The organism is Agitococcus lubricus, from assembly GCF_003051055.1.
Classification (GTDB): domain Bacteria; phylum Pseudomonadota; class Gammaproteobacteria; order Pseudomonadales; family Moraxellaceae; genus Agitococcus; species Agitococcus lubricus.
Genome location: NZ_QAON01000001.1, coordinates 95,778 through 114,731, shown reverse-complemented (window position 1 = coordinate 114,731; position 18,954 = coordinate 95,778). Strand labels below are relative to the sequence as shown.

Annotated in this window: 21 protein-coding genes and 2 tRNA genes; 17 read left to right on the top strand and 6 right to left on the bottom strand. The window is 44.6% G+C overall.

Annotated features, from left to right (window positions below):
• Nucleotides 1-204: 204 nt before the first annotated feature.
• Entirely contained in the window at nucleotides 205-594 is a 390-nt protein-coding gene (locus tag C8N29_RS00460) for an Hpt domain-containing protein (RefSeq protein WP_107864050.1), read from the top strand.
• 35 nt (nucleotides 595-629) lie between these two features.
• Nucleotides 630-2,771, top strand: coding sequence for a putative bifunctional diguanylate cyclase/phosphodiesterase (locus C8N29_RS00455; protein WP_107864049.1), 2,142 nt, complete (start codon nucleotides 630-632; stop codon nucleotides 2,769-2,771).
• Nucleotides 2,772-2,818: 47 nt separating this feature from the next.
• Here the strand turns inward: C8N29_RS00455 and C8N29_RS00450 are convergent, their stop codons facing one another.
• The 3 genes from C8N29_RS00450 to C8N29_RS00440 all read right to left on the bottom strand — a co-directional run bounded on the left by C8N29_RS00450 (nucleotide 2,819) and on the right by C8N29_RS00440 (nucleotide 4,613).
• Nucleotides 2,819-3,424 carry a class I SAM-dependent methyltransferase gene (locus C8N29_RS00450; RefSeq protein ID WP_107864048.1) on the bottom strand — a complete coding sequence of 202 codons (606 nt, stop codon included), beginning with the start codon at nucleotides 3,422-3,424 and terminating at the stop codon, nucleotides 2,819-2,821.
• Nucleotides 3,421-3,768, bottom strand: coding sequence for a hypothetical protein (locus C8N29_RS00445; protein WP_107864047.1), 348 nt, complete (start codon nucleotides 3,766-3,768; stop codon nucleotides 3,421-3,423). The genes C8N29_RS00450 and C8N29_RS00445 overlap by 4 nt, the downstream gene beginning before the upstream one ends.
• A gap of 74 nt (nucleotides 3,769-3,842) precedes the next feature.
• A complete protein-coding gene (locus C8N29_RS00440; RefSeq protein ID WP_107864046.1) occupies nucleotides 3,843-4,613 on the bottom strand; it encodes an exodeoxyribonuclease III in 771 nt (256 codons plus the stop codon).
• 66 nt (nucleotides 4,614-4,679) lie between these two features.
• Between C8N29_RS00440 and pyrE the strand changes: the two genes are divergently transcribed.
• From pyrE to C8N29_RS00425, 3 genes are all read left to right on the top strand, one after another.
• Nucleotides 4,680-5,357: an orotate phosphoribosyltransferase gene (pyrE, locus tag C8N29_RS00435; protein WP_107864045.1), complete on the top strand. Its 678-nt coding sequence runs from the start codon at nucleotides 4,680-4,682 to the stop codon at nucleotides 5,355-5,357.
• The gene (gene gshB / locus C8N29_RS00430) at nucleotides 5,357-6,316 is read left to right on the top strand and encodes a glutathione synthase (RefSeq protein ID WP_107864044.1); all 960 of its coding nucleotides are present in this window, start codon (nucleotides 5,357-5,359) and stop codon (nucleotides 6,314-6,316) included. Before pyrE ends, gshB begins: the two co-directional genes overlap by 1 nt.
• An 83-nt stretch (nucleotides 6,317-6,399) precedes the next feature.
• A complete protein-coding gene (locus C8N29_RS00425; protein WP_107864043.1) occupies nucleotides 6,400-6,705 on the top strand; it encodes a c-type cytochrome in 306 nt (101 codons plus the stop codon).
• A 52-nt stretch (nucleotides 6,706-6,757) separates the two neighbouring features.
• Here the strand turns inward: C8N29_RS00425 and C8N29_RS00420 are convergent, their stop codons facing one another.
• On the bottom strand, nucleotides 6,758-7,531 hold the full coding sequence (locus tag C8N29_RS00420; RefSeq protein WP_107864042.1) for an SDR family NAD(P)-dependent oxidoreductase: 774 nt from the start codon (nucleotides 7,529-7,531) through the stop codon (nucleotides 6,758-6,760).
• Nucleotides 7,532-7,820: 289 nt separating this feature from the next.
• Between C8N29_RS00420 and C8N29_RS00415 the strand changes: the two genes are divergently transcribed.
• Nucleotides 7,821-8,390: a YqgE/AlgH family protein gene (locus tag C8N29_RS00415; protein WP_107864041.1), complete on the top strand. Its 570-nt coding sequence runs from the start codon at nucleotides 7,821-7,823 to the stop codon at nucleotides 8,388-8,390.
• Entirely contained in the window at nucleotides 8,383-8,823 is a 441-nt protein-coding gene (ruvX, locus tag C8N29_RS00410; protein ID WP_107864040.1) for a Holliday junction resolvase RuvX, read from the top strand. Before C8N29_RS00415 ends, ruvX begins: the two co-directional genes overlap by 8 nt.
• Nucleotides 8,824-8,831: 8 nt before the next feature.
• Here the strand turns inward: ruvX and C8N29_RS00405 are convergent, their stop codons facing one another.
• Both C8N29_RS00405 and yhbY read right to left on the bottom strand, forming a co-directional pair.
• Complete coding sequence (locus C8N29_RS00405; protein WP_107864039.1) at nucleotides 8,832-9,215, bottom strand: hypothetical protein; 384 nt, start codon at nucleotides 9,213-9,215, stop codon at nucleotides 8,832-8,834.
• Between the two features lie 116 nt (nucleotides 9,216-9,331).
• A complete protein-coding gene (gene yhbY, locus C8N29_RS00400) occupies nucleotides 9,332-9,646 on the bottom strand; it encodes a ribosome assembly RNA-binding protein YhbY (RefSeq protein ID WP_107864038.1) in 315 nt (104 codons plus the stop codon).
• Nucleotides 9,647-9,945: 299 nt separating this feature from the next.
• Between yhbY and rlmE the strand changes: the two genes are divergently transcribed.
• The 10 genes from rlmE to nusA all read left to right on the top strand — a co-directional run bounded on the left by rlmE (nucleotide 9,946) and on the right by nusA (nucleotide 18,913).
• On the top strand, nucleotides 9,946-10,587 hold the full coding sequence (gene rlmE, locus C8N29_RS00395) for a 23S rRNA (uridine(2552)-2'-O)-methyltransferase RlmE (protein WP_107864037.1): 642 nt from the start codon (nucleotides 9,946-9,948) through the stop codon (nucleotides 10,585-10,587).
• A 197-nt stretch (nucleotides 10,588-10,784) separates the two neighbouring features.
• A complete protein-coding gene (ftsH, locus tag C8N29_RS00390; RefSeq protein WP_420836642.1) occupies nucleotides 10,785-12,674 on the top strand; it encodes an ATP-dependent zinc metalloprotease FtsH in 1,890 nt (629 codons plus the stop codon).
• Nucleotides 12,674-13,510, top strand: a complete 837-nt coding sequence (folP, locus tag C8N29_RS00385) for a dihydropteroate synthase (protein WP_107864035.1) — start codon at nucleotides 12,674-12,676, stop codon at nucleotides 13,508-13,510. The genes ftsH and folP overlap by 1 nt, the downstream gene beginning before the upstream one ends.
• Before the next feature lie 45 nt (nucleotides 13,511-13,555).
• Nucleotides 13,556-14,893, top strand: coding sequence for a phosphoglucosamine mutase (gene glmM, locus C8N29_RS00380; protein WP_107864034.1), 1,338 nt, complete (start codon nucleotides 13,556-13,558; stop codon nucleotides 14,891-14,893).
• 111 nt (nucleotides 14,894-15,004) lie between these two features.
• A complete protein-coding gene (gene tpiA / locus C8N29_RS00375) occupies nucleotides 15,005-15,763 on the top strand; it encodes a triose-phosphate isomerase (RefSeq protein WP_107864033.1) in 759 nt (252 codons plus the stop codon).
• Nucleotides 15,764-15,767: 4 nt separating this feature from the next.
• Complete coding sequence (secG, locus tag C8N29_RS17360) at nucleotides 15,768-16,175, top strand: preprotein translocase subunit SecG (protein ID WP_107864032.1); 408 nt, start codon at nucleotides 15,768-15,770, stop codon at nucleotides 16,173-16,175.
• Nucleotides 16,176-16,188: 13 nt separating this feature from the next.
• A tRNA-Leu gene (locus tag C8N29_RS00365) sits at nucleotides 16,189-16,273 on the top strand.
• A gap of 193 nt (nucleotides 16,274-16,466) precedes the next feature.
• A tRNA-Met gene (locus C8N29_RS00360) sits at nucleotides 16,467-16,543 on the top strand.
• Between the two features lie 302 nt (nucleotides 16,544-16,845).
• On the top strand, nucleotides 16,846-17,307 hold the full coding sequence (rimP, locus tag C8N29_RS00355) for a ribosome maturation factor RimP (RefSeq protein WP_107864031.1): 462 nt from the start codon (nucleotides 16,846-16,848) through the stop codon (nucleotides 17,305-17,307).
• A 28-nt stretch (nucleotides 17,308-17,335) separates the two neighbouring features.
• Nucleotides 17,336-18,913 carry a transcription termination factor NusA gene (nusA, locus tag C8N29_RS00350; protein ID WP_107864030.1) on the top strand — a complete coding sequence of 526 codons (1,578 nt, stop codon included), beginning with the start codon at nucleotides 17,336-17,338 and terminating at the stop codon, nucleotides 18,911-18,913.
• Nucleotides 18,914-18,954: the final 41 nt, after the last annotated feature.

The following is an 18,954-nucleotide window of genomic DNA, read 5'->3' as shown; positions in this document are numbered from 1 at the left end:
CAGCGGTTTTTTCTGTGTCATCATACGCTGACGATAGTGCATCAATTTTGTGATAGCATGCAAAATTGTCGTCATTTCAATATGAAGATTTGATTAAAACGCGTATAATTGACTTGCAAAGCATAGTTTATATGTGTTATTCGATATATTCGACAAGGAGAGTTGCAATTAGGCAAGACTGTTGCCATCACCGATTAAAGTAAAATGACAACCTATAACAATAGCCATATATCTGTACTAGATGAGACAACGCTAACAAGCTTGGGGGGAACGTCAGGGTTAGCGTCGCCATTGGTCAAACGAGTCATCGTTCTTTACCGCCAAGAAGCTGCGAAATTGGTTCATGGGATTGAAAATGCTATTCATGCTGATGATGCAGAAGCGTTGTCTCGTTCAGCGCATACACTCAAGTCGTCTTCAGCGTCTATAGGCGCATATTCATTGTCGCACGTTGCCAAACAAATGGAACATTTAGCCCGTCAACAACGTATGGTTGAAGTGCAGGCTTTATTGACTATCTTACAACGTGAATTTAGTCAGTTGATGGATGAGCTGACTTTATTTGAACAAAAGTTAACACCATTTATTGCTTAGTATAAAGCCTATGTGTTAGCGGCTTAGGTATCATTATGGCTACCAAAATCTTAATTATTGATGATGACCCGATTATCCGTTTGCTGGCTGTAGAAAAGCTCAGCGAAGAAGGATTTGTTGTCATTGATGCCATGGATTCGGCAACAGGCATCTCATTGGCCTTACATGAAAAACCCGATTTAGTCCTATTAGATGTGGTATTGCCAGATATCGATGGTTATCAGGTGTGTCAGCATTTACGTAGCTTACCTGCCACTCAACATCTACCGATTGTGATGTTGACGGGCTTAGATGATACCTCCTCTATTGTTCAGGCCTATGATTTTGGTGCAACCGATTTCTTTGCCAAACCCATTAATTGGAAGTTACTAGGCTATCGTATTCGCTATATTTTGCGTGCCAGTAAAACCTTTGAGCAATTGGCACACAGCGAAGCCGCTTTAGCTAATGCGCAGCGTTTAGCGCATTTGGGCAGTTGGGAATGGTACCCACAGGCAGATATTACAGAGCGTTCGGATGAATATTACCGTATTTATGGTATGACACGTGACAACCTGTTGCCTTCCATGTTTGCTGTGTTACCACAAGTACACGCCGAAGACCAAGAGCGAGTCAAAGCCGCTTTAGAAGCGGCGATGAGCAAAGGCTTGCCCTATCAGCATGAATTTAGAATCTTAGCTCCCCATAATGGCGTGCGCGTTTTACACGAGCAAGCGCGCGTGTTTAAAAGTGAACAAGGCTATATTGATTATGTAGAAGGTATTACGCAGGACATTACCGAACTGGTTGATGCACAGCAACGTATCCGCAATCTTGCGTATTATGATGCCTTAACGGGCTTGGCAAATCGTCAATTATTCCGTGAGTTATTACAACACGAACTGCAACGTGCACAACGTCACGACAAACAGTGTGCGCTATTATTTATCGATTTAGACCGCTTTAAGCGGATTAACGATACCTTAGGTCACGATGTGGGCGATATGGTATTGCAAATTGTCGGCAATCGTATCAATACCTGCATTCGCAGTAGCGATATTGCGGCACTGCATCAAGCGAATCCCACTAAAAATGAGCAGGTAGCGCGTTTAGGCGGCGACGAGTTTACCGTCGTTCTGACCGATATTGCGCAGCCAGAAGATGCCGCACAAGTGGCTCGTCGTATTTTAGAGGCTATGGCACAGCCGATTCAGATTGGCACGCAAGAATTGATTATCTCGGCCAGTATTGGTATTGCCTTAGGTCCACAAGATGGTTATGACGTCGAAAGCCTACTCAAAAATGCGGATTTAGCGATGTATGCGGTCAAAGACAAAGGGCGAAATAGCTACCATTTCTTTGACCATACCATGAATGAAACGGTGCTCAATAAATTTGCCCTAGAAAACGACTTACGCAAAGCCATTGAACAAGACCAATTAGAATTATACTTTCAGCCTAAAATCAATCCGTTGTCGGGTGATATTGTTGGCGCAGAAGTCCTGTTACGTTGGAAGCATCCACATCGAGGGATGGTGTCACCTGTGACCTTCATTCCTGTTGCCGAAGAGTCGGGTTTTATTGTCGAGCTAGGAGCATGGGTCTTAAAGCGTGCTTGTGAAATCAACCGTGAATGGCAAAGCCGTGGCATGCCAATCGTGCCCCTAGCCATTAACTTGTCGGCAGCTAATTTCCGTCACCACGATTTATTGCCGGATATTCGTCGTACCTTAGAAGACCTAAAGTTACAACCCAATTTCTTAGTCATTGAATTGACGGAAGGCATTTTGATGAATGACGTCGATGAGACCATTCAAACCTTACAAGCCTTAAAAGACATGGGGGTGTATTTGTCGGTAGATGATTTTGGTACAGGGTATTCTTCGCTCAATTATCTCAAACGTTTCCCGCTAGATGAGTTAAAAATAGACCGCTCCTTTGTAAAAGATATTATCAGTGACCCTAATGATGCAGCCATTACAGCGGCCATTATTGGTTTAGCGCAAAATCTAAAATTAAGCGTGGTGGCAGAGGGTGTAGAAACTACTGAGCAAGCCGACTTTTTGTTGCGTCGTGGCTGTAATACCATGCAGGGCTATTTATTTGCCAAGCCTATGCCGCAAGAAGACTTTGAGCAAATGCTCATGTCTGGCATTAATATGGGTGAGATGCAGGCTGTTTTTATGGTTGATGGTTAAGTAAATAGGACGGGCTATGCCGACAACGGCATAGCCTTCTATCTAGCTTATTCCAGTTTTTCGGCCATCGCTACGGTGTAAGTTTTGCCTTGTTTGAGTTTATGATAATTACCAAATACTTCCTTAAAGGTTCTGGCAATAAACTCACGTAAACCATTGATAGTGACCACATAAAAACGACCACCCACCTTTAGGTGTTGTAAAGCATCATATAAATATAAATAATGCTGCTCTTTGCTGACTTTGGCGGGAAGATTCGACAAAATAATATCAAACTGACGATTGCCAATGGCACTAAAACCATTGCTTAACAAGACTTCTGTGTTATGCAGTTGATTGCCCGCACAGTTTTTACGCGCGTAATCTACAGCAACAAAATCTTTATCGACTAAGACACTCGTCCCTTGGGGTGCTTTTTTTGCACAAACCATACCTAACACGCCATAGCCACAACCGACATCTAAACAATCATCGTTTGTCTTGAATTCGACATGCTCTAGCAATAGTCGAGAGCCTTCATCAACACTTTCGGGCGAAAAAATGCCCCATGTTGAATGAAATTGATAGGTGTTTCCTAAAACTTCTTCACTAAAAACAATATCTTGCCGCCAGCGTTTGATGGTGGCGGCGTCAAGGATTAACTTTTGAGTCATGGTGTACTAGGGCTTGTTGGAATGGGATTGGCACGCATTTTCTGATAACCAGTCTCAGAATCTGCCATTTGTTGTTTGCCATTTTCTACTAATTTTTGCCCTTCCTCAATCAAACTCTGACCTTTCTTTTGGTCTTGTTGACCTTCTTGGACTAAAGATTGCCCTTTTTTAATCAGTTTTTCTCCTTTTTTGACTGCATCATCGCCTTGTTGCCATTGTTTAGCCAATTTGTCGGCTTCGACACTGCGTTCAGCTAATTTAGCACCAAAGCTCGGTTGCGAAGAGCTAGCGCAACCTGTCAGTAAGGCACTGAGCACAGCGAGGCTTAAGAGTGATTTTAACATAGACCTGTCCTTCTTTTGAGTTTATTAGAGTTAGACTTAAATATACCTATATATTGAGGATAGTACAGAGGCTATCACACCACATAATCAATAATCAGTGGGGCATGGTCGGAAAAGCGTTGGTTTTTATACACCGAAGCGTGACGAATTGTAGCGGCCAAATCTGGGCTAATAATTTGATAATCAATACGCCAGCCAACATTATTTTCCCACGCACGACCACGATTAGACCACCACGTATAACACTCCGCCGTACTCTCTGGCGAGTGTTGACGATAGGCGTCAACATAGCCCAGTTCATTAAACAGTGTATCTAACCATGCCCGTTCATGGGGTAAAAATCCTGAGTTTTTTAAGTTGCCCCGCCAATTTTTAAGGTCAATCTCTTTATGGGCGATATTCCAGTCCCCACAAAGAATGATGGACTGATTATCGGCGCGCCAAGTGCGTAGCAAGGGTAACAGTGCCGTTAAGAACGCATCTTTTTTCGCCTGTGCGGCCTCTGAGCTAGACCCTGATGGCAAATATAACGAAGCAATGCGTAAACGACCAAAATCAGCGGCCAAAAAACGGCCTTCTGTATCACATAATTCAAAACCTAGGCCTTCATGGATACGGTCAGGTTTTTGTTTGGAATAAATGGCTGTACCTGCATAACCTGCTTTTTGTGCAGGAAAAAATGACACATGCCAACCTTCGGGTTGATGGTCAAAACTGAGTTGATGGGCTTGGATACGAATTTCTTGTAAACACACCACATCGGCATCGCTGCTTGCCAGCCAATCAAAAAAACCTTTGCTCGTTGCCGAGCGTAAACCATTCACATTGACAGAAATTACACGCATGACTATATCGACTCCATTAACATCGGTATCATAGCCTTATCTTTAACGTAATAAATAGTGATTATTATGCAAGAATATCAACGCGCCTTTATTCAATTAGCCATGCACCGTGATGTCCTACGTTTTGGTTTGTTTACCTTAAAGTCGGGGCGTAAAAGTCCATATTTTTTTAATGCAGGTTTGTTTCAGGATGGTTTGGCTTTATCGGCCTTAGGCAAGTGCTATGCCGAAACTATTCAACAATCGGGTATTGACTTTGATGTCATCTTTGGCCCTGCCTACAAAGGTATTCCGATTGCCAGTGCGACAGCAGTACAATTACATGACCAGTTTCATGTGAATAAACCGTGGTGTTTTAATCGTAAAGAAGCCAAAGACCATGGGGAGGGCGGTAACTTAGTGGGCGCGTCCTTGCACGGTAAACGGGTTTTAATTATTGATGATGTGATTACCGCAGGCACAGCCATCCGTGAAGTACTCGCCATTTTAGAAGCACAAGGGGCAACAGCGGCAGGTATTATTGTCGCTTTAGACCGACAAGAGCGCGGTGCACAAGGCGAGTTATCTGCGATTCAAGAAATTGTGCAACAACATCATATTCCTGTCATTTCTATCATCAAACTCGACCATATTGTCGAATATTTGCGTGAGCGTGGCGGCCACGACGAATTAGTCGAAAGTATGAAGGCCTATAGAGCGAAATACGGTGCGCGCAGTGTCGATGAATGGTCGGAGGGTTTGTAATGCCCTTAAAACTTCTTATTGTGATGGATGATATTCGTCACATCAATATTCATAAAGATTCCAGTATTGCCATGTTGTGGGCAGCCGCCAAACGCGGCTTTGAATTGTATTATGCTGAGCAACAGGATGTTTTTATTCGCGATGGTCGAGCATTTGGCCATCTCAAACCCTTGACGGTATTTGAAAATACAAGCCGCTGGTTTGAGTGGGGACAGACTGTATGTATGGCATTGTCTGATATGAATGTCATTTTAATGCGTAAAGACCCACCTTTTGATATGCGCTTTATTTATACCACCTATATTTTGGAGCGTGCCGAGCAAGAGGGGGTATTAGTGGTTAATAAACCCCAATCCTTACGCGACTGCAATGAAAAGCTCTTTGCTACGCAATTTGCTCATTGTATGGTGCCGACCTTAGTCAGTAGTCAAATGGGCTTATTAAAGCAGTTTATTGTGGAACACAACGATGTGATTGTTAAGCCCTTAGATGGCATGGGTGGAGCTGGTATTTTTAGATTACAACACGGTGGACTCAATATTGGCGCAACCTTAGAAACCTTAACCGAACAAGGCAGTTTAATGGTCATGGCGCAGCGTTATATTCCCGAGATTGTCAAAGGCGATAAACGTATTTTGGTGATTGATGGCGTACCCATTCCGTTTTGTTTGGCACGTGTCCCGCAACAAGGTGAGACACGTGGCAATTTAGCCGCAGGTGGAAGTGGTGTACCGCAATTACTGAGTCCACGCGACTATTGGCTAGTGAATCAAGTGAGTGCTGAGTTGAAACGACGAGGCTTAATTTTTGTCGGCTTAGATGTGATTGGCGATTATATTACCGAAATCAATGTCACTAGCCCAACCTGTATTCGTGAAATTGATAAACGGTTTAATGTCGGGATTGCAGATAAGCTGATGCAGGTGATTGAGCAAAAAATATCGCAAAAGCGTGGCTAACAAACGTGACGTTTTGTCACATAGCATTCAAGCGCTAAGCCCGTTATTATCGTCAAAAATTTGCAACTCTCTGGAGAAAGACTATGAAAAAGCAATTTGCTTTTATCGTCCTTAGTATGTTGATGGCCAGTCCCAGTATTGCTGCTGACCGTTCGGGCGAAGCCGTTTACAAAGCAGTTTGTGCGACTTGCCATGCAGCAGGTTTAATGAATGCACCTAAATTGGGTGATAAAGCCGCATGGAAGCCTCGCATTGCACAAGGGATGCCTAAGTTATACGAACATGCCTTAAAAGGGATTCGTATGATGCCCGCTAAAGGCACTTGTACCAATTGCTCAGACAAAGAAATCAAAAACGCGGTAGACTATTTAGTCAGTAAAGCCAAATAAACACTATCTGACTCCGTGTTAGATAATTAACACGGGGTCAGATAGTGCCATTTTATTTGCCCAACATTTTAGCCACTGCCCATGTCATTGTTTTGCGCGGTACAATACGACTAATGACGGGTACAGGCTTGTTCATCAGTCCTGTCACTATCACTGTCTTGCCATTATTTAAGGCTTTATACGCTTCTTCGGCAACCATCACGGGACTTTCGGCGATTTTATCAGCAAAACTGCCTTTGCTATTAGCAACGCTATGAAACTCTGTGTTGGTCGAACCAGGACAAACCGCCGTCACCAAAATGCCACGGTCACTGATTTCTGCAGCTAAGGCTTCGGTAAAAGACAACACATAGGCTTTAGACGCGGCATATACGGCAAAATACGGACACGGCTGAAAGGCGACCACCGAGGCAATATTCATAATACGACCATGTTTGCGTTCCAACATGGCAGGTAAGGCTAAATGAGTGAGTTCGGTGAGAGTCACCATGTTCAGTTGCATCATGCCTGACAGTTTTGCACCATCCGCTTTTGCAAAAGGGGCACTCACGCCAAAACCTGCGTTATTGACAAGCGTGTCAACGGATAAATTTAGATTGGCAATGGCATTCATCAGTTCTGCGGCAGCGCCAACTTGTTCTAAATCTAACGCAATCACATGTACCTTAACGCCATGTTTGTTATTTAAAGTTTTGGCTAACTCATCTAGTTTTTCTTTGCGACGCGCGACTAATACGAGCGGTTGTTGTTCTGGGGCAAACAAGTGAGCTAAGGCTTCACCAATACCACTCGATGCGCCTGTAATTACGGTAGCAAGACTCGTCATGGTTTGTTCTCATCGTTATGGAGTGAATTATGATAGGATGGAATGAAATGTCTCAGACAGTCTCTAGGGGCAGCATATTCACACCTAAACCCTGTCACTACGCAGAGGCTAAACAACTTGAATAAGGTTAGTCAACAGTCGATGTGTGTGTAGACAGAAAAATGCCGAACCTTGGGACTACAAAAGCAATGTGCATTGTGATAGTGATTGTACAAGCGATTATTGTTTACAGTAAACGCAGTGCGAGCAAAGTGGCAACACATCCTAATAACCTCAACATATATTGATTATGACATTAACTAATACCAACTTTACACATCATTGTCTGATTGCGATGCCCGAGATGGCAGACACGCGTTTTGCTGAAACGGTGACTTATATTGTCAAACATGACGAAGAAGGCGCAGTCGGTTTAGTCATTAACAAACCGTTAGAGTTATCACTAATGCAACTGCTCGAAGAAGTCCGATTGCCCTTATTAAAACCGTTGGCAGACCCCGACATGCCCGTGTTATTTGGTGGGCCTGTCAGTACCGAAGCGGGTTTTGTGTTGCATAAAGAAAAAGGGGCTTGGAATTCCAGTCTCACCGTAGAAGGCAATCTATATGTCACCAGTTCGCGCGATATTTTAGATGCGATTTCGCAAGGTAAAGGCCCTAAAGATTTTTTGGTGGTTCTGGGTTATGCAGGCTGGTCTGCGGGACAATTAGAGCGTGAAATGGCAGAAAATGCGTGGTTGATGTGTGCGGCTGACGAAAGTTTGTTATTTGAACTGCCCTACGAAGCGCGTTGGCAAGCCGCAGCACGCAAAATTGGCGTCGATTTACGTTTACTCAGTAGTCAGGTTGGCCATGCTTGATAGCGTACAGACGGTATTAGGTTTTGATTTTGGTCTCAAAAGAATTGGTGTGGCAACAGGTCAGCGTATTACCGCAAGTGCCGCTCCTTTAGCCGCCTTAGCGGCGCGCGATGGGATACCCGATTGGTCATTATTGGCGCGACTGGTGAATGAGTGGCAGCCCGATTTGTTATTAGTCGGCTTGCCGTTAAATATGGATGATAGCGAGTCGGAACTGTCACAGTTAGCACGCAAATTTGCACGTCGTTTACATGGACGTTTGCAAAAGCCTGTGTTGATGGTAGATGAGCGTCTCACAAGCCGTATGGCCAGAGAACTTTTGAGTGATATTGGCCAGCGTCGTAAGGGCAAATTACCGTCCTTAGATTCCACCGCAGCCGTGTTAATGCTAGAGGCATGGCTGGCACAGCCCGATATGGGACAGCCAGCCTAGTGCCACGCTTATTGACATCTAAACTCAAGCGTGGTTTTGTAGTCTTTATCGGTCGCGGTTTTGCCGTAATCTTTACCCATCGTGGATTTAAGTAAGGCACTGACCATACTCACCGTTTTATTCAAATCTTCATTGACAGTACCTTGATACTTAGTATCCATTTTGCTCACCACAGGCATTTTTTGGAATAGCGCACAGCTTTGATTGGCATTAAAGGTGGCTGCTTTTTCACTCTCATCTTGTGCAATACCATAGCCAGACGTTTGATACAAACCACCTTCTTTCATTAAGGTATGGTTTGGCAATGTGATATTGCTCGGGGTGGACGTGGTAGGATTTTGGCTGCAAGCAGTCATCAGTAATACCATACTTGTCAATGCAATAAGACGCATACATAAACCTCAAAGATGAATCACTAGACCGTAGAGACCGTCTACAGTCTTGTTAGCCTAATACAGAATAATGGTATCATGTGCTGCCAAAACCCATGCCATCTAAACAGCCTACATTACGAGGCGTTTGCCCGTAAAATATTGGATAACTTAGGGTTAGGTTTTTTGGCAGCCCGATATAACAACACCAGTTTACCAATAATTTGTACGGCTTGACTGTTAGTGATTTGCACAATTTCTTCAATCATAGCACGGCGTAATTCACGGTCTTCGCCACCTAAACGGACTTTGATTAACTCGTGGTCTTCGAGGGCGCGGTTGATTTCTGCCAACACCTGCTCAGTCAGTCCTTGGCTGCCTAATAAGACAACAGGATTTAATTGATGGCCAATTTGACGGAAGCGTTTTTTTTCAGCAATAGATAAGGACATGAGACAGAAGCCCAAAAATTTGATACAAGGATAAATCAGCTTGCGACAAAGCAAGCTAAAAGGTGGCTATCGCTTATTTAGTCATATATAACCGTGATTAACAGTTGTATACTTCGACTTTCAATCAGAAATCTTTTATATGGCTCAATAGCAGAACACTTGGCTTGTGTACGGTGAGGCGCCCTGATAGCTGTCAAAGACAGTGAGGGCAATACATCGACAAGGGGCGTTCTAAAGAAATTCTTGAGAGTCATAACTAAGCTCTGCCCATTTTAACGCAATTTTAGGTTTAGCGCATTGTGAGTGTTCGGATCCATAATCAAAAGTTAAGTCGTAGTAGTAAAGATTGGATGCGTGAGCATCTAGAGGATCCCTATGTGAAACGTGCCCAAAAAGATGGCTATCGTTCGCGTGCAGCTTATAAACTTTTAGAAATACAACAAAAAGATAAAATTTTTAAGCAAGGCATGACCGTTGTTGATTTAGGCTCTGCACCTGGTAGTTGGTCGCAAATAGTTGCAACGCTTGTTGGTGACAAAGGGCGCGTGATAGCGTCTGACATCTTAGAAATGGACGCATTACCCGATGTACACTTTATTCAGGGCGATTTTCGGGAAGAGTCGGTATTCAACGACTTGCTGACGGCCTTAGATGGTCGGCCAGTAGACCTTGTAATTTCGGATATGGCGCCCAATATAGGTGGTAATGGCTCTGACCAGCCTCGGGCAATGTACTTATGCGAATTGGCATTAGACTTTGCAGTGCGAGTGCTTAAGCCCAATGGCCAGTTTTTGGTGAAAGTGTTTCAGGGTGAAGGTTATGAAGAGTACCGTAAAGCGATGATGCAATCCTTTACCAGTCTTAAAAGCCGTAAGCCCGAAGCCTCGCGTGCACGTTCCCGAGAGGTGTATTTGTTGGCAACGGGATTTAAAGCGCGATAAAACGTGTTTTATTAACACTTGTTAAATACTTCTTCTGCTTAAAAAGCGTAAACTTGAAGGGATTTTCTGTGCAGCAGCAGTGCTAGCTTTAGCCAGTGTCATCATGCGGCTCTCTAAGCGCAAAAATGACTAAAGCCAGTTTAGTAGTCAACTAACGGTCTAAGTTTTGATCGGTAATAAACGTAGGATTGTGACCCTTGAACGATATGATGAAAAACCTCCTCTTGTGGTTAGCGATTGTTGGCGTGTTGGTATTTGTATTTAGCAACTTTAACCAACAAGTGCCTGCAAAAAATCTCACATATTCTGAGTTTGTTACCTCAGTCACTAGCGGCGAAGTCAAACGTGTGCGCATTGATGGCCTGACCATCAGTGGCGAGCGAATGAATGGTGAAAAGTTTGAAACCGTTCGTCCACCCATTCCAGACCCTAAACTCATCGATGACTTATTGGCTAAAAAAGTCGTCATTGAAGGTGCAGCACCAGAGCAACAAAGTGTTTGGATGCAATTATTGGTCGCCAGCTTCCCTGTTGTCTTAATTATTTTGTTGTTTATGTTTTTTATGCGCCAAATGCAAGGGGGCGGTGGGGGTGGTCGTGGCGGCCCCATGACCTTTGGTAAGTCCCGTGCGCGTATGCTATCAGAAGACCAAATTAAAACGACGTTTGCGGATGTTGCAGGTTGTGATGAAGCCAAAGAAGATGTACAAGAAATTGTCGAGTTCCTCCGTGACCCTGCAAAATTTCAACGTTTAGGCGGTAAAATTCCACGCGGTGCCTTGATGGTAGGCCCTCCTGGTACCGGTAAAACCTTACTTGCTAAAGCCATTGCAGGCGAAGCAAAAGTCCCTTTCTTTACGATTTCAGGCTCTGATTTTGTCGAAATGTTTGTGGGGGTGGGGGCATCTCGCGTGCGAGACATGTTTGAACAAGCTAAAAAACAAGCACCCTGTATTATTTTTATTGATGAAATTGATGCTGTCGGTCGCCAACGTGGGGCAGGTTTAGGCGGTGGCCATGATGAACGTGAGCAAACACTTAACCAGTTATTAGTCGAAATGGATGGTTTTGAAGGTAACGAAGGTATCATTATTATTGCCGCTACTAACCGCCCAGACGTATTAGATGCCGCATTATTAAGACCTGGCCGTTTTGACCGTCAAATTGTCGTTGGTTTACCCGATATTCGTGGTCGTGAGCAAATTCTGAAAGTTCACATGCGCAAAGTGCCGTTAGGCGAAAATGTCAATGCGGAGTTGATTGCACGTGGTACACCAGGCTTTTCGGGTGCTGACCTAGCAAACTTAGTCAATGAAGCAGCCTTGTTCGCAGCACGTGCCAATAAAAAAGCTGTCGATATGCAAGAGTTTGAATTGGCGAAAGACAAAATCATGATGGGTGCAGAACGCAAATCCATGGTGATGTCTGAAGATGAAAAACGCAACACGGCCTATCATGAAGCAGGCCATGCGATTGTTGGCCGTTTATTGCCAGAGCATGACCCTGTATATAAAGTCTCTATTATTCCTCGTGGACGTGCCTTAGGCGTCACCATGTTCTTACCCGAAGAAGACCGTTATTCTTGGTCAAAACGTGGCATCGAAGGCAAAATCTGTTCCTTATTTGGTGGCCGTATTGCCGAAGAAATGACCTTGGGTTTTGATGGTGTGACCACAGGTGCATCTAATGATATTCAGCGTGCGACAGAGTTAGCACGCAATATGGTCACTAAATGGGGCTTATCTGCCAAAATGGGTCCTATGTTGTATGACGAAGAAGAAGGCGAAGTATTTTTAGGCCGTAGTGTCACGCAGCGTAAGAATGTATCGGCACAAACAGCGATGGATATTGATAACGAAATCCGAGCTGTGATTGACCGTTGTTATACCACAGCACGTCAAATTTTGGAGACTAATCGTCATCTTCTGGATGCCATGGCAGATGCTTTAATGCAATACGAAACCATAGATGCAGGTCAAATTGACGATATCATGGCGGGTAAGCCGCCTCGTGCGCCACATAGCACACCTGTCATCGCTGCCAGTGCTGTTGATTTAGATAAACCTAAAGATACACCAACTGCATAATGGACTTACACTTAACTTGTGGCGATAAAGTCCTCGACTTATCGTCACCCGTCATCATGGGCGTGTTAAATATCACGCCCGATTCTTTTTCTGATGGTGGTCGTTTTTTACAGCTAGATGCAGCCTTAAATCATGCAGAATTATTGGTGGCAGAAGGTGCAGCCATCTTGGATATTGGTGCAGAATCTACGCGTCCTAATGCCACCCCCGTCACTGAACAACAAGAGTTAGACCGTCTGTTACCCGTCATTGAAGCCGTTAAACAACGGTTTGATACCATTATTTCAATTGATACCAGTAGCCCAGCAGTCATGTTAGCCGCCGCTAGCCGAGGGGTAGGTTTGTTGAATGATGTCAGAGCCTTACAACGTGAGGGAGCATTACAAGCGGCAGCACAAACACAATTACCCATTTGCTTAATGCATATGCAAGGACAACCTACCACCATGCAACAACAGCCTCGCTATGAGGACGTTATTGACGAAATTAGTGCCTTTTTCGAACAGCGTATTGAGGCGTGTATGGCACAAGGTATTGCTCGGCAACGTTTATTATTAGATGTGGGCTTTGGTTTTGGTAAAACCTTAAACCATAATCTACAGTTATTAGCACATTTGTCAGACTTTAAGGTCTTTGACTTGCCTTTATTGGTTGGCATGTCGCGTAAAAGTATGTTGGGAGCGATTTTGCAGGGAGCACCTGTAGACCAACGTCTTTATGCAGGTTTAAGTGCGGCAGCAATTGCCGTGTTAAATGGTGCGCATATTGTGCGTACTCACGATGTAAAAGCGACCAAAGAGGCGGTTGCGGTAGCACATGCACTCTTAAATAGCTAAGACAGCATTCAGAATGTTCCCAGACACGGGATTGAGGAAATAATAATGTCACGTAAGTATTTTGGTACGGATGGTATCCGTGGTTTAGTGGGACAGTTTCCCATTTTGCCTGATTTTGCCCTAAAGTTGGGTTGGGCGGCGGGCAAAGTATTAGCCGCAAGTGGCCGTTCTTCGGTGGTGATTGGTAAAGATACTCGTTTATCAGGTTATTTATTGGAGTCCGCCTTACAATCGGGTTTAACGGCTGCGGGCGTAGACGTTCGTTTATTAGGGCCTATGCCAACTCCCGCAGTTGCGCATTTAACACGGGCTTTTCATGCCAGTGCAGGCATTGTCATTTCGGCCTCACATAATCCTTATTATGATAATGGCATTAAATTTTTTGGTGCAGACGGCAAAAAATTACCCGATGATATTGAGCTACAAATAGAAGAGTGGCTTGACAAAGACATGACCATCGATAAGCCCGACGCACTCGGAAAAGTATTACGCCAAGAAGATGCACGTGGTCGGTATATTGAATTTTGTAAAGCGACTTTTCCCTATCATCTGAGTTTGAAAGGTTTGAAGGTCGTCGTAGACTGCGCGCACGGTGCCACTTATCAAGTGGGGCCTGCTGTTTTTCGTGAATTAGGCGCAGAAGTGATAAAAGTGGCTTGCGAACCCGATGGCATGAATATTAATGCAGATTGTGGTTCCACACATCCTCAAGCCTTACAAGCGGCGGTGTTGATTAACAAGGCTGACTTGGGCGTTGCCTTTGATGGTGATGGTGACCGTATTATCATGGTTGACCATACAGGCTCTATTGTCGATGGTGACGAAATTATTGTCATGATTGCACGTGCCCGTCAGCAGGACAATCACGCATTGGAGGGGGTCGTTGGCACATTAATGAGTAATATGGGCATGGAAGTCGCTCTGCGCGACATGGGTTTAGATTTTGTTCGTGCTAAAGTGGGTGACCGTTATGTCATGGCGGAGTTAGCCAAACGGGGCTGGTCATTAGGCGGAGAATCATCAGGTCATATTGTTTGTTTGGATAAAACCACCACAGGCGATGCGATTATTGCCGCTTTACAAGTGTTGACGGCGGTTGTGCAAAGTGGTCAAACTTTACATGAATTACGTCAAGGTATGACTAAGTTCCCTCAGCAATTGATTAATGTCAAAGTGGGACAAAAAGCAGACCCCATGCAACACAGTGCGATAGTGACGGCTGTTGAGCAAGCAGAACAAGAATTAGGCGCAAGAGGTCGTGTCTTATTACGGGCTTCTGGGACAGAGCCTGTCATTCGCGTCATGGTCGAAGGCGAACATCAACAACAGATTTCGCGTATTTGTCAGGACCTTGCCGACCAAGTCCGTGAAGCATTAGCTTAAAATGAGGGTATAAACAGATATCCCACAAAAAACAGCCTTCTCAGGTAGTACGTTGGATAGCTCTGTCACGGTTCATCGGATTTTTATGATTAAACAACATAGGTTGTCGATATGTCGCGTCGCATTCTGATTGCTGCAAACTGGAAAATGAATGGTTCTTTTGCCGTCAATACGTCATTACTACAAGCCATTAACGGTATTCAAATACCACTGATTATAGCCCCACCTAGCCTGTACATAGCCAGTGTTCGTCAGCAATTAGTGGGGACTACGCTCAAGGTTGCAGCACAAAATGTGGCGGCCGAAGCACAACAAGGTGCATATACGGGCGAAGTTTCGGCCAAAATGTTGGCGGATGCAGGCGTCAGTTATGCCATTATTGGTCATTCTGAACGTCGCCAGTATTATGGTGAAACGGATGCCTTAGTGGCACAAAAATGTCAGCGTTTACACGAGTTTGGACTAACACCGATTATTTGCGTGGGTGAAAGTTTGGCCGAACGGGAAGCAGGCTTAGTACAAACGGTGGTTGAACGGCAACTGACCGCTATTATTGACCAATGCGGTATTTACGCCCTCGCGCAAGCCGTAGTTGCGTATGAGCCTGTGTGGGCGATTGGCACAGGTAAAACCGCAACCCCCGCAGATGCACAAGCTGTCCATCAGTTTTTACGCGAATTAGTCGCAAAATACGATAAAAATATCGCTGAAAACTTATACATCCTTTACGGCGGCAGTGTAAAAGCAGATAATGCCGCCTCTTTATTTGCCATGCCTGATATTGATGGGGCGTTGGTAGGTGGCGCATCACTTGTCGCCAAAGACTTTTTAGCTATTTGCCACGCGGCAAAAACGTCAGTTGTAGGTTAAACGCATGGAAACTTTTGTTTTGGTTGTGCACGTCCTGATTGCGAGTGTAATGACAGTATTGATTTTATTGCAGCAAGGGAAAGGTGCAGATGCAGGGGCTTCTTTTGGCGCGGGTGGCGCTCAAACGGTATTTGGTAGTGCAGGTTCAGCCAGTTTTTTAACTAAGGCAACCGCTGTACTGGCCTTAATATTTTTTGTGACTAGTATCGTGTTAGCGATTTATGCTAAACAACAAGTCACTGCACCCATTTTAATGCCAGCGGCTCCCACACAAAAAGCCCCCGTCACTAACACAGACTTGCCTGCTGCGCCACCAGCCGCTGCACCCGCATCAAATACGCCTGCTAATAGCGATTTGCCGACTTCTTCGTCAACGGAGACTAGCAATCCTACGCCAAATCCAGTAAAGTAGTGCACCCTGTCACGCGGTAGTGGTGGAATTGGTAGACACGCTATCTTGAGGTGGTAGTGGCGAGAGCCTTGGGGGTTCGAGTCCCCCCTTCCGCACCATGTTTGGTGTATGGCAAAAGCCTACACAACTGGAGCAACAGGGTCACGGTGCATCTCAACAATGCAACCACGAATAAAGTCCTAATAACTCTTTGTTCACAGAATATAGGTGAATAAGTAGGCAGGCAGAAACAATAAGTCAAAAAGTGTTTGACTTGTTAGAGTGAAATAACTATAGTTATGCACTCGTTGTTGCGGGGTGGAGCAGTCTGGTAGCTCGTCGGGCTCATAACCCGAAGGTCGTTGGTTCAAATCCAGCCCCCGCTACCATATTTAGAGGTCTTAAAAGCCCACTTTTATGTGGGCTTTTTTGCACCTGAATGCTGGTTAAATTTTGATTAACTAGAGTGGACTTACGTTTCTAGACGTGCGGCTTGTTAAAACGAAGCCAAGCTAAGTAACGACAGCAAAGAGACTTATACTGCGCTCGATGATTAGTGTGATTGCTATAACAGAGATAGGCAATATGCTAGTCGTGGAGTCTCTGGGCTTGCACTGGCTTGTCGAGAACCGCGTAAGTCCTAATAATAAAATGGGCGTGTATGCCCATTTTTCGTTTTTGAGGTTTGTGCATGGCGGTTTCGCAAAAAGTTCAAACACTAACTACACTGCTTATGCCTGCGGTAGAGGCATGTGGTTATGAATTATGGGGCTTAGAGTTTTTCCCACAAGGAAAACGCTCCGTATTGCGTATTTATATCGATAATCCTGAAGGTGTCACGGTAGACGGTTGTTCTGTGGTGAGTCATCAAGTCAGTGGCGTGTTAGATGTGGAAGACCCGATTGCGGGTGAATATTTATTAGAGGTGTCTTCACCGGGTTGGGATAGGCCATTATTTCATCTAGCGCATTATCAGCGTTTTGTGGGTAGCGAAGTTTCTCTACGATTGGTCGCGCCTATTAATGCTCGCCGTCGATACAAGGGTTTAATTCAGGCAGTGATTGATAACACCATTGAGTTGGGCTTTGAAGGGCAAGTTATTCGAATTCCTTTTGCACAAATTGACAAAGCCAATTTAGTGCCTAGTGTCTAAAAAGATTTAATATTATTAGGGCAGTAGCATGAGTAAAGAGATTTTATTGGTTGTCGAATCCGTCAGTAATGAAAAAGGTATTGCACGCGAAGCGATTTTTCAGGCCTTAGAACAGGCTTTAGTGGCGGCAACTAAAAAGAAATACAACATAGATGAAATGGACGCTCGAGTCAGTATTAATCGTAAATCGGGCGATTATGATACTTTTCGTCGTTGGACAGTCGTGGCTGACCAAGACCATGAAATGCCGGCGCAACAATTAGCCATTAGTGATGTTGAAGGTGCAGATATTTACAGTGAGTCAGTCTCACAATTCATTTCAGGCGAAGTCAAAAATGTTATTCGTCACGGTGAAGTGATTGAATTAAAGCACTTAAAAAAGGCAGAAGGCTATCGTTTAGCATTGGCTGATATCGTAGAAACTCAAATTCCTTCTATTGAGTTTGGTCGTATCGCGGCACAAACAGCCAAACAGGTCATCGTTCAAAAAGTGCGAGAGGCTGAACGCGCCTTAGTGGTCGATGCCTACCGCCAACGTATTGGTGAATTGGTGTCGGGCGAGGTGAAAAAAATCACCCGTGATGGTTTGATTATTGATTTAGGTAATAATGCAGAAGGCTATTTGGCACGTGAACAAATGATGCCCAAAGAAAACTTCCGTGTAAAAGAGCGTGTGAATAGCATTTTATATACCGTTAATGCTGAAGGTCGTGGTGCACAGTTATTATTGTCACGAACTTGTCCTGAAATGTTGATATCTTTATTCCAAAAGGAAGTGCCAGAAATTGGCGAAGAGATTATTGAGATTAAAGGTGCAGCGCGTGACCCTGGCGTGCGTGCCAAAATTGCTGTCAAAACCAATGACCATCGCATTGACCCTGTCGGCGCGTGTGTAGGTATGCGCGGTACGCGTGTGCAAGCGGTCACGGCTGAGTTGGGTGGTGAGCGTGTAGACATCGTGTTGTGGGATGATAATCCTGTGCAGTTTGTTATCAATGCCTTACAACCCGCAGAAGTGGTTTCCATCATTTTAGATGAAGACGTGCGTGCCATGGATGTGGCTGTTGATGCCGACCAGTTAGCGCAAGCGATTGGTCGCGCAGGGCAAAATGTGCGGTTAGCTTCGGAGTTAACAGGCTGGCGTTTGAATGTGATGACCATTGACGAAGCCAATGCTAAACAAGCCTCTGAATCTCAACAATATGTTGATGCCTTTGTGCGTGATTTAGGCATAGATGAAGAAATTGCTACGATTTTAGTCAGTGAAGGTTTTACCACACTCGAAGAAGTAGCTTATGTGCCGATTGAAGAAATGTTAGCGATTGTGGATTTTGATGATGAACTCGTTAACAACTTGCGTCAGCGTGCAAAAGATGCACTGTTGACGCAAGCCTTAGTGTCGCAAGAAAAAGCTGAACCCGCTGATGATTTATTAGCGATGGAAGGAATGACTCGTCAATTAGCCTATGCGTTGGCTGCGCGCGGCGTGATTACGATGGAAGACCTTGCCGAACAAGCCATTGACGACATTGCCGATATTGATGGTGTTGGGGCAGAAAAAGCCGCGCAATTAATTATGAAAGCTCGTGAACCTTGGTTCCAATAAGTTTAAGTTTAGGACTTATGCACCCGTGACTGCTGCCAGTG